A 10,699-nucleotide genomic window follows, 5' to 3' on the forward strand; every position below is an offset into this window, starting at 1 on the left:
ATCCTTCACCCCTGGTTGTATGTTAGTTAACAGTTGGTTCTTTCACAGACTGAACAATTTGATTCACTGTATTTACATATAATTTATGTTCAACTTGTTGAATTTTCTTTTGTAAGCTTTCTCTCGTATCCCCTTCAGAAACAACTACTGCTTCTTGCGCAATAATCGGACCTGTATCCATACCTGCATCTACATAATGAATTGTTACTCCAGTTACTTTCACACCTGCTTCTAACGCTTGACCGACAGCATCTTTACCTGGGAAACTCGGTAGTAATGATGGATGAATGTTAATAATCTTCCCGCCGTATGCTTCTAGTAAAGTTGGCCCAATTAAACGCATATATCCAGCTAAAATAACATAATCAATTTCATACTCTTCTAGCTTCTTTAATATCTCTTTTTCAAATGATTCTTTTGAATCATATGCTTTCGCTGAAAAGGCGAAACACGGAACATGATGATAATGTGCCCGTCCAATAACGCGCGCCTCTGGTCTATCACATACTAATAAGCTAATTTCTGCATCCAATCTTTTTTCTTCTACCGCATTAACGAGAGATTGAAAGTTAGATCCACTTCCAGAAGCAAAAACTGCTAATCTACTCATAGTGCTGTGCCTCCATTGAAGGTAACGCCAGCACCTTGTACAGTACGTCCAATAATACGCGCTGTTTCTCCTTGCTCTTCAAGAAGACGAACAATATCTTTTGCATCTTCTTCCTTCACCGCTACTACCATACCAATACCCATGTTAAAAATATTGAACATTTCTTTCTCTTCTAGTTTCCCAACTTCTTGAAGTAAACTGAAGATCGGCTGAATTTCCCAAGCTCCTAGTTCAATTTCCGCACCGATTCCTTCTGGCAACATACGTGGAATATTTTCAATGAATCCGCCACCTGTAATATGCGCCATACCGTATACTTCATGTTTCTTCAATAGTTCTAAAATAGGTTTGACATAAATTTTCGTTGGTTTTAATAATTCCTCACCAAGAGGTAGCTCTAAGCGTCCATAAATGCGATCTAAAGATAGTTCTCCATCTTCTAGTAACACTTTTCGTACTAAAGAGTAACCATTACTATGAATACCGCTAGATGCTAGGCCAATTAATACGTGACCAGCTTCAATTTTTTCACCCGTTACAATTTTCTTTTTATCAACAATTCCAACTGTAAAACCAGCTAAATCGTATTCTTCCGTAGAATACATCCCTGGCATTTCAGCTGTTTCTCCACCAATTAATGCACAACCAGCTTGGCGACAGCCCTCTGATATACCTTTGACGATGTTTTCAATTTTACTAGGTTCAGCTTTACCACAAGCAATATAATCAAGGAAGAAAAGCGGTTCTGCTCCTTGGACAACAATATCATTTACACACATTGCTACTGCATCAATACCAATTGTGTCATGTTTATCTGCCATAAAAGCGAGCATCAATTTCGTTCCCACGCCATCTGTTCCAGATACTAATACAGGTTCTTCTAATGCAAATTTTGATAGATCAAACATACCTCCAAAACCGCCTAAACCGCCTAGTACTTCTTTTCTCATTGTTGTTTGTACGTGTTTTTTCATGCGAGATACCGCTTCATATCCAGCTTCAATATCTACTCCTGCTTGCTTATATGCATTCGCCATCGTTATTTACACCTCGTCTTTTAATTTCTCCCCATCCAGGGCGGCCGTTTTAAGAAAGAAGCTAGCTTCTACATCAAAAGAGGTAGAAGCTTTTTTCTTCTTATTTCATACTTTCTAAAAGCTCTTGCTCATAATCATAAAGAGCTGTTGGATAGTCTCCATTGAAGTAAGCCATACATAGGCCGCCATATTTCCCTTCATATGGACGTCCAATTGCATCTACTAATCCATCTTCGCTTAAAAATGTTAAAGAATCTGCTCCGATTATTTCACGAATTTCTTCTACTGTATTATTTGCTGCAATTAATTCTTTTCTCGTTTGAATATCAATGCCATAGAAACATGGATACTTAAGAGGTGGTGAAGCGATTCTTACATGAACTTCTGTCGCTCCAGCCTCACGAAGCATACGAACAATTCGTTTACTTGTCGTGCCTCTTACAATAGAGTCATCAATCATAACAACTCGTTTCCCTTCAACTACACCTCTTACTGCGGAAAGCTTCATCTTTACCCCTTGCTCGCGCAGTTCTTGAGAAGGTTGAATAAATGTACGTCCAACGTAACGATTTTTAATTAATCCTAACTCATACGGAATGCCTGTTGCCTCTGCATAGCCGATCGCAGCTGAAATACTAGAATCTGGTACACCAGTAACAACATCAGCTTCAATAGGTGCTTCCGCCGCTAAACGTTTCCCCATGTTTTTACGTGCTGCATGAACGTTAATACCTGCAATATTAGAATCCGGACGTGCAAAGTAAATGTATTCCATACTACAAATTGCATGATCTACTTCATTTGTAAAACGATCTACGTGAATTCCTTCATCATTGATGATAAGTAGTTCACCAGGTTCTACATCACGAATGTATGTTGCACCTACTACATCAAAAGCACATGTTTCTGATGCTACAACGTAAGCATCCCCCATCTTTCCAATTGAAAGAGGACGGAATCCATTCGGATCTAGCGCAACAATCATTTCATTTCCAGTTAGTAAAAGATATGCGAACGCACCTTTCACTTTATTTAGAGCTTCTTTTACACTTTCAATTAAAGAATCTTTCGTACTACGTTTAATGAGATGTAAAAGTACTTCTGTATCTGAACTAGTTTGAAAAATACTTCCTTCCGCCTCTAATTCACGGCGAAGCATTTTTGCGTTAATTAAATTTCCGTTATGAGCTAACGCCATACTATGATCGGAAAAGCGGAATAATAATGGTTGAACATTAGCAACTTCACTTCCACCAGCCGTCGCATATCGTACGTGTCCGATTGCTGATTTCCCGTTTAATCCTTCTAGCTCACCTCTTGAAAACACTTCTGATATTAAACCTAATCCCTTGTGACCGACGATTTTTTCCCCATTATTTACGACGATGCCTGCGCCTTCTTGACCACGGTGCTGCAAACTGTGCAATCCGTAGTACGAAACTTGTGCTGCATTTTCATGCCCCCAAATTCCGAAAACGCCACATTCTTCATTTAACCCCTTTATTTCAGCAAGCATGGGATTGCCCCTTTCCAAGCCTTTCTCATTTCATCTACATTTGCTGTAAGTAATACTTCATTTTCTTCATTATGAATTGTTACTTCATTTGTATTTGTTACTTCTCCAACTTGAATTGCTTCAACAACTTTCTCGAACGCTTCTTTATTTTCACGTTTTACAGTTAGAACGAAGCGAGATTGTGATTCCGCAAATAATACCGCCGTTACTTCCCCATCTAATTTCACAGTAGCACCTAAACCGTTAGCACCAATTGCACTTTCAGAAATTGCAACTGCTAAACCACCTTCAGCGACATCATGTGCAGATTGAACAAGGCCAGCTTGAATTGCTTCTAATACTTGTTTTTGGCGTTTTAATTCTACATCTAGATCGATACTTGGTGATTGGCCGAAAATTTTGCCGTGAATCATTTTCTGTAATTCACTTCCACCAAACTCAGCTTTCGTCTCTCCGATTACATAAACTAAATCGCCAGCTTGCTTAAATTCTTGTGTTGTTACGTGTTTTAAATCATGTACAAGACCAACCATCCCAACAGTTGGTGTTGGATATACAGCTTCACCGCTACGCTCGTTATACATTGATACATTCCCGCCGATAACTGGCGTTTGTAGTGTGCGACAAGCTTCACTCATACCGTCTACTGATTTTTCAATTTGCCAGAAAATCTCTGGTTTTTCTGGGTTACCAAAGTTTAAGCAATCTGTAATTGCAAGTGGTTCTCCGCCAGAACATACGATATTACGTGCTGCCTCTGCTACTGCAATTTTACCGCCCACTTCTGGATCTAAATAAATGTAGCGAGAGTTACAATCTGTCGTCATTGCTAAGCCTTTTTCTGTACCGCGTACACGTACAACCGCTGCATCTGAACCTGGTGTAACGATTGTGCTAGTGCGTACTTGATAATCATATTGATCATATACCCACTCTTTACTTGCAATCGTCGGTTGTTGTAGTAAAGCGAATAACGTTTCTTTGTAATCTTCTACTTTTGGTGTTTCCATTTTCATCTGCTGGAACTCAGCAAAGTATGCTGCTTCTTTTGATGGTTTATGATAAATTGGTGCTTCTTCTGCAAGAGCATCTGCTGGAACTTCAGCTACCTTTTCACCTTTATGGAATAAACGAAGCATTTTATCTTCCGTTACTTTCCCCATCGTAACTGCTGCAAGACCATACTTCTCGAATAAATCTACTATTTCTTGCTCTCTACCTTTTTTCACAACAATTAACATACGCTCTTGTGATTCAGATAGCATCATTTCATATGGTGTCATTCCTGTTTCACGCTGTGGTACATCATCTAAGTACATTTCAATACCCATACCTGCTTTACTTGCCATTTCTGCAGAAGATGAAGTTAAACCAGCAGCTCCCATATCTTGAATTCCAACAAGTGCATCAGACTGAATAAGTTCTAAACACGCTTCAATAAGAAGTTTCTCCATAAATGGATCTCCTACTTGAACTGCCGGACGTTTCGCTTCTGAGCTTTCAGATAGCTCTTCAGATGCGAATGTTGCACCGTGAATACCATCACGACCAGTTGATGCTCCTACGTACATTACTGTATTACCAGCACCGTGCGCTTGCCCTTTTTTAATATCTTCATGGTTAATTAAACCTACGCACATTGCATTTACAAGTGGATTTCCTTCATAACATGGATCAAATTGTACTTCGCCGCCAACAGTAGGAATACCAATGCAGTTACCGTATCCTGCAATTCCTGCTACTACTTCTTCGAATAAATATTTCACACGTGGTGATTGTAATTCACCGAAGCGAAGTGAGTTTAATAGAGCTACCGGACGTGCTCCCATAGAGAATACATCACGAATAATACCACCAACGCCTGTTGCTGCTCCTTGATATGGTTCAATTGCAGAAGGGTGGTTATGGCTTTCCATTTTAAATACAACCGCTTGATTATCACCGATGTCTACAATTCCAGCACCTTCTCCTGGTCCTTGCAGAACGCGCTCACCCGTCGTTGGGAATTTACGAAGTACTGGCTTCGAATTTTTATAACTACAATGTTCAGACCACATAACAGAGAATAATCCTGTTTCTGTATAATTCGGCAGACGGCCTAAAATCTTTTCAACCATGGCAAACTCTTCGTCTGTTAGCCCCATTTCCGCATATATGCGCTCTTCTTTAATTTGTGTTGGATTTGGTTCAAGCATTAACGACATATGTTTCCCTCCACTGTTTTAAGATAGATTGAAAGACTTTTAACCCTTCAGCACCACCAAGCAATTCATCTACAGCACGCTCTGGGTGTGGCATCATACCAAGTACATTTCCTTTTTCATTTACAATACCAGCAATGTCTGAAACGCTACCGTTCGGATTTTCTACATAACGGAATGCGATTTGATTATTCTCTTCTAATTGTTTAAGAGTTGCTTCATCACAATAGTAATTCCCCTCACCATGTGCAATTGGAATATTGATTACTTCATCTTTTTCATATTGTGATGTAAACATAGTTTCATTATTTTCAACACGTAACTGAACCGTACGGCACATAAACTTTAAGTTTTCATTTCTCATTAATGCTCCTGGTAGTAATCCTGATTCAACAAGAATCTGGAATCCATTACACACTCCTAAAATTGGCTTTCCTTGCTCAGCAGCTTTTTGCACTGCTTTCATTGCGTTAGCAAAGCGAGAAATAGCACCACAACGTAAATAGTCACCGTAAGAGAATCCACCTGGTAGTAAAATTGCATCATATTCATCTAAATTCTCTCTATCGTGCCAAACGTAATCTACTTCTTCACCAAGCTCATCTTTAATTGCATGGAACATATCGACATCACAGTTCGAACCTGGAAATACTATGACTGCAAATTTCACTGTGCGACAACCTCCTCAACTTCATAACGGAAGTCTTCCATTACAACGTTTGTTAATAGTTTTTCACACATTTCTTTTACCTTTGCGTCAAGGTCAGATACTGATTTATCAATTGTTAATTCCATATATTTTCCGATTCGAACGTCTTGTACTTCTGTGAACGAAAGACTATGAAGTGCCCCTTTTACTGCTGTTCCTTGTGGATCTAATACGCTTTCTCTTAACGTTACATATACCTTAACTTTATACATGTGAAATTCCCCCTAAACGTTTTAAAATCTCTTCATAAGCTTCTGTTAAATTTCCAAGGTCACGACGGAATACGTCTTTATCAAATTTTTCATTGCTCGTTTCATCCCATAAACGGCAAGTATCTGGTGAAATTTCATCCGCTAAAATGATTTCTCCTTCATCTGTTACACCAAACTCTAATTTAAAATCTACTAATCTTACACGACAGCTTGCGAAATGATCAATCAACACTTGATTGATTTGTAGAGCCATATCTCGTAATACGCTTACTTGCTCTGGTGATGCAACGTTTAATACACGAATATGATCTTCCGTTACAAGCGGATCTCCTAAATCATCATCTTTGAAGTAAAATTCTACGATTGGTTCTGCAAGTACAGTTCCCTCTTCCATTCCTAATCGTTTTGAAAGACTTCCTGCAATTACATTTCTTGTGACAACTTCTAGAGGAATAATACTCACTTTTTTAACAAGTTGCTCTGTTTCAGATAACTTCTCTACAAAATGTGTTTTTATTCCTACTTCTTGTAACTTTCTGAACAATAAAGTTGTAATCTCATTGTTCAAACGACCTTTTCCTGTAATCGTCTCTTTTTTCTCCCCATTGAAAGCAGTCGCACTATCTTTGTACTCTACCCAAACCATATCTGCTGATTCTGTACGATAAATTCTTTTTGCCTTACCTTCATACAGCAATTCTAGCTTTTGCATTTCGCAAGCCCCCTGTAGTTTGAAAAATGTGAATAATATTTTTATAAAGAATGGCACAGAATGACTCTATTCTGTGCCATATGAAATTTTACGCTTCGTTTAATCCAAGGCGTTCAAAGATTGTATCAACATGTTGCATATGATGCTCATAGTTGAAGCATTCATTAATTTCTTCTTGCGTTAACTTGCTCGTAATACGCTCATCGCCTTCTACAAGCTCTTTAAATTGTACTTGTGTTTCCCAAGCTTCCATCGCTTTAGGTTGTACGATATCATAAGCTTCTTCACGTACCATACCTTTGTCGATTAATGTAAGCATTACGCGCTGAGAATAAATTAAGCCGTATGTTCTTGTCATATTGCGTTTCATATTCTCTGGGTATACAGTTAAGTTTTTAACGATATTACCAAAGCGATTTAACATGTAATTTAACGCGATTGTAGCATCTGGTAAAATTACGCGTTCTGCTGAAGAATGAGAAATATCGCGCTCATGCCATAATGGAACATTCTCGTAAGCTGTCATCATATAACCGCGGATAACACGAGCTAAACCAGTCATATTTTCAGATCCAATTGGATTACGTTTATGTGGCATTGCAGAAGAGCCTTTTTGACCTTTTGCGAAAGCCTCTTCAACTTCACGTGTTTCGCTCTTTTGTAAACCACGAATCTCAACTGCCATCTTTTCAATAGATGTTGCGATTAGTGCAAGTGTTGACATGTAATGAGCATGGCGATCACGTTGCAATGTTTGTGTAGAAATTGGTGCTGCTTCTAATCCTAAGTTTTCACAAACAAATTTTTCTACGAATGGATCAATATTCGCGTATGTACCAACCGCACCAGATAATTTACCAACGCGAACTGTATCAGCAGCTTGTTTGAAACGCTCTACGTTACGTTTCATTTCTTCATACCAAAGACCAAGTTTTAAACCAAATGTTGTTGGTTCTGCATGAACACCGTGTGTTCTTCCCATCATGATCGTGTATTTATGCTCTTTCGCTTTGTTAGCTAAAATGCTTACAAAGTTTTCTAAGTCTTTTAATATGATTTCATTCGCTTGTTTTAAGATGTAAGATAACGCTGTATCCACTACGTCTGTAGATGTTAAACCGTAATGAACCCATTTACGTTCCTCACCCAATGCTGGTGTTTCTGATACAGCACGAGTGAATGCAACTACATCATGACGTGTCTCTTTTTCAATTTCATAAATACGATCGATATCAAATGATGCATGCTCACGAATTTTTTTAACATCTTCTTTTGGAATGTCGCCAAGCTCAGCCCATGCTTCACAAGCTAAAATCTCAACTTCTAACCATGCCTTAAATTTGTTTTCTTCCGTCCAAATTGCACCCATTTCAGGGCGTGTATAACGATTAATCATCTTTTTCCCTCCAACAGTTGTTCTTGATGGTCCCAAATATGCAAACTCTTCGCTTTTTCTAGAGCGACTTCAATATTATCATTTAAAATATTAACATGCCCCATTTTTCGCTGCGCTTTTGCTTCTTCTTTTCCATACAAGTGTAAATAGCACCCGGTTAGTCTATTCACTTGTCCTAGGACCCCTTCTATATGTTCGCCTAAAATGTTTACCATGACAACTGGTTTTAACAAATTTGTTTCTCCAAGAGGTAAATTACAGATTGCTCGAATATGTTGACCAAATTGGCTCGTTTCACATGCATCCTGTGTATAGTGCCCTGAATTGTGAGGTCTTGGTGCTAATTCATTAATGTAAATCTCACCATCAGCTGTAGCAAACATCTCTACCGCTAGTGTTCCCACAAGTTTTAATTCATCCGCAAGTACCTTTGCATAAGCAATTGCTTTTTGAGAAAGCTCTTCTGTAATGCGAGCCGGAACGATAGATTCATGCAAGATGTTATTCACATGAATATTTTCTGCTACGGGAAATACTTTCGTTTCACCACTTACACTACGAATTACAATAACTGATATTTCTTTTTCAAAAGGTACCCATTTTTCTAGAATGCATTCTGCTTTATTAGTAAGCTCTTTTGCTCTTACAACATCAGCTTCGCTCTTTAAAACAACTTGCCCTTTACCATCGTATCCACCTGTCGTTGTTTTTAAGACAGAAGGAAAAGATAACTCTGTAATTGCTTCTGCAAGTTGATTTTCATTTTGAACCAATCTATACGATGCTACCGGTAAACCAGCTTTTTCAATTGCATTCTTTTCAGTAAAACGATTTTGCGTTTTATTTAATAATCGACTACCTTGTGGTAAATACGCATGTTTTTCAAGCCATTGTAAACATCTATAATCAATATTCTCAAATTCATATGTGACAACGTCGCTTATCTCTGCTAAGTGCTGAATTGCTTTTAGATCGTCATAAGATGCAACAATCTCATTATCAGCAACTTGTGCACATGGTGAATGCTTTGTAGGGTCTAAAACAGCAATTTTATAACCCATTTCCTTAGCTGCCAACGCCATCATTCTTCCAAGCTGGCCGCCTCCAATAATGCCGATTGTTTTTCCAGGTAAAATGATTCTCGTCATACTAGCTCACTACCTTCACGCACAGTTTTCTCAATAGCTTCTCGTCTCAACTCTAATGCATCGTGTATATCATCATGAAATGATCCAAGTATTTGTGCAGCAAGTAATCCAGCATTCGTTGAACCAGCCTTACCAATTGCAACAGTTGCAACTGGAACCCCTCCTGGCATTTGGACAATGGATAATAATGAATCTAGGCCGTTTAACGCCTTTGATTGAACTGGAACACCGATTACAGGAAGATTTGTCTTCGCTGCAACCATTCCTGGTAAATGCGCTGCTCCACCGGCTCCAGCAATAATAACTTTTAATCCACGTTCACGAGCTGTCTCTGCATATTCAAACATATAATCCGGAGTCCTATGAGCGGATACAACTTTTTTCTCATACGGTATATTTAATTCATCTAAAATGTCACAAGCATATTTCATTGTTTCCCAGTCTGACGTGCTTCCCATTATGACTCCAACTAGTGATTTCATATTAGAATCCCCCCGATTCAAATAAAAAAAGCCTGAAATAGAACAGTTTCTCTTTTACTATGAGAGAAAGCGCTCTACTCAGGCATACGTATCCCTTGTGAATAGAAAAATACCGAGTGACTTTCCCTCATAGTCTAACGAATAACGGTCGTTAGGTAGAGACTTGCAGGCCATATCCCCGCGATTATATGAGGTCTTATATATTATTGTTTCTATGGCTATATTAACAATATTTCATAAACAATGTCAACAAATAATCGAATGTTTTTTTATTAGTCACTCATAACGTTCGTGTTTTAGTTATATTCAAAAGGAGAATTGCAACTATATGCAAGAAGGAAAGGAAATTAGAATATATATTTCTAGAGATCTATTTTACGTATAATTTACTTCAGTATGTTTCAACCAAAGTATATACACTCTTGTATTCTATACATCAATAGAACTTATATTATAATCATTTAATTTCTAAGGAGGAATAACCGTGAAAAAAATAACTGTACTATTATCCTATTTATGTTTCTCTATCGCGATAATTGCTGTAGTTATTGAATACTTATTTATATTTTCTACTCTCATTATTTTAAATATATACTTATGATAGAAATAATGCTTCCTATCTTAGGTATTATTTTAGGAGCATTCGGAAAATCAGGAGCACAAAAAATCATTGCCA

Annotated in this window: 10 protein-coding genes, 1 pseudogene and 1 riboswitch; of the genes and pseudogenes, 1 reads left to right on the forward strand and 10 read right to left on the reverse strand. The window is 38.0% G+C overall.

Going from position 1 to position 10,699, the window contains the following annotated elements; all coding sequences use genetic code 11:
• Positions 1-22: 22 nt before the first annotated feature.
• The 10 genes from purN to purE all read right to left on the reverse strand — a co-directional run bounded on the left by purN (position 23) and on the right by purE (position 10,023).
• Positions 23-610, reverse strand: coding sequence for a phosphoribosylglycinamide formyltransferase (gene purN / locus CDB3_RS23215; RefSeq protein ID WP_128856119.1), 588 nt, complete (start codon positions 608-610; stop codon positions 23-25).
• Positions 607-1,647, reverse strand: coding sequence for a phosphoribosylformylglycinamidine cyclo-ligase (gene purM / locus CDB3_RS23220; RefSeq protein ID WP_002063551.1), 1,041 nt, complete (start codon positions 1,645-1,647; stop codon positions 607-609). The genes purN and purM overlap by 4 nt, the downstream gene beginning before the upstream one ends.
• A 100-nt stretch (positions 1,648-1,747) precedes the next feature.
• Complete coding sequence (purF, locus tag CDB3_RS23225; protein ID WP_071747191.1) at positions 1,748-3,163, reverse strand: amidophosphoribosyltransferase; 1,416 nt, start codon at positions 3,161-3,163, stop codon at positions 1,748-1,750.
• Complete coding sequence (gene purL / locus CDB3_RS23230; RefSeq protein WP_128856120.1) at positions 3,148-5,367, reverse strand: phosphoribosylformylglycinamidine synthase II; 2,220 nt, start codon at positions 5,365-5,367, stop codon at positions 3,148-3,150. Before purL ends, purF begins: the two co-directional genes overlap by 16 nt.
• Positions 5,351-6,034 carry a phosphoribosylformylglycinamidine synthase subunit PurQ gene (gene purQ, locus CDB3_RS23235; RefSeq protein WP_000666771.1) on the reverse strand — a complete coding sequence of 228 codons (684 nt, stop codon included), beginning with the start codon at positions 6,032-6,034 and terminating at the stop codon, positions 5,351-5,353. Before purQ ends, purL begins: the two co-directional genes overlap by 17 nt.
• A complete protein-coding gene (gene purS / locus CDB3_RS23240) occupies positions 6,031-6,285 on the reverse strand; it encodes a phosphoribosylformylglycinamidine synthase subunit PurS (protein ID WP_000278821.1) in 255 nt (84 codons plus the stop codon). The genes purQ and purS overlap by 4 nt, the downstream gene beginning before the upstream one ends.
• Complete coding sequence (gene purC / locus CDB3_RS23245; protein WP_001170543.1) at positions 6,278-6,997, reverse strand: phosphoribosylaminoimidazolesuccinocarboxamide synthase; 720 nt, start codon at positions 6,995-6,997, stop codon at positions 6,278-6,280. The genes purS and purC overlap by 8 nt, the downstream gene beginning before the upstream one ends.
• Before the next feature lie 88 nt (positions 6,998-7,085).
• Positions 7,086-8,393 (reverse strand): adenylosuccinate lyase, encoded by a 1,308-nt coding sequence (gene purB / locus CDB3_RS23250; RefSeq protein ID WP_128856121.1) that lies wholly within the window; start codon positions 8,391-8,393, stop codon positions 7,086-7,088.
• On the reverse strand, positions 8,390-9,541 hold the full coding sequence (gene purK, locus CDB3_RS23255; protein WP_128856122.1) for a 5-(carboxyamino)imidazole ribonucleotide synthase: 1,152 nt from the start codon (positions 9,539-9,541) through the stop codon (positions 8,390-8,392). The genes purB and purK overlap by 4 nt, the downstream gene beginning before the upstream one ends.
• The gene (gene purE, locus CDB3_RS23260; protein WP_002010008.1) at positions 9,538-10,023 is read right to left on the reverse strand and encodes a 5-(carboxyamino)imidazole ribonucleotide mutase; all 486 of its coding nucleotides are present in this window, start codon (positions 10,021-10,023) and stop codon (positions 9,538-9,540) included. Before purE ends, purK begins: the two co-directional genes overlap by 4 nt.
• A 110-nt stretch (positions 10,024-10,133) precedes the next feature.
• Positions 10,134-10,235: riboswitch (purine riboswitch) on the reverse strand.
• A gap of 272 nt (positions 10,236-10,507) precedes the next feature.
• On the opposite strand from purE, the pseudogene CDB3_RS32570 reads away from it, so the two are divergent.
• Positions 10,508-10,699: pseudogene (locus tag CDB3_RS32570) on the forward strand (hypothetical protein); the annotation flags it as partial.

The sequence above is a fragment of the Bacillus sp. CDB3 genome (assembly GCF_002081505.1).
Lineage (GTDB): Bacteria > Bacillota > Bacilli > Bacillales > Bacillaceae_G > Bacillus_A > Bacillus_A cereus_AT.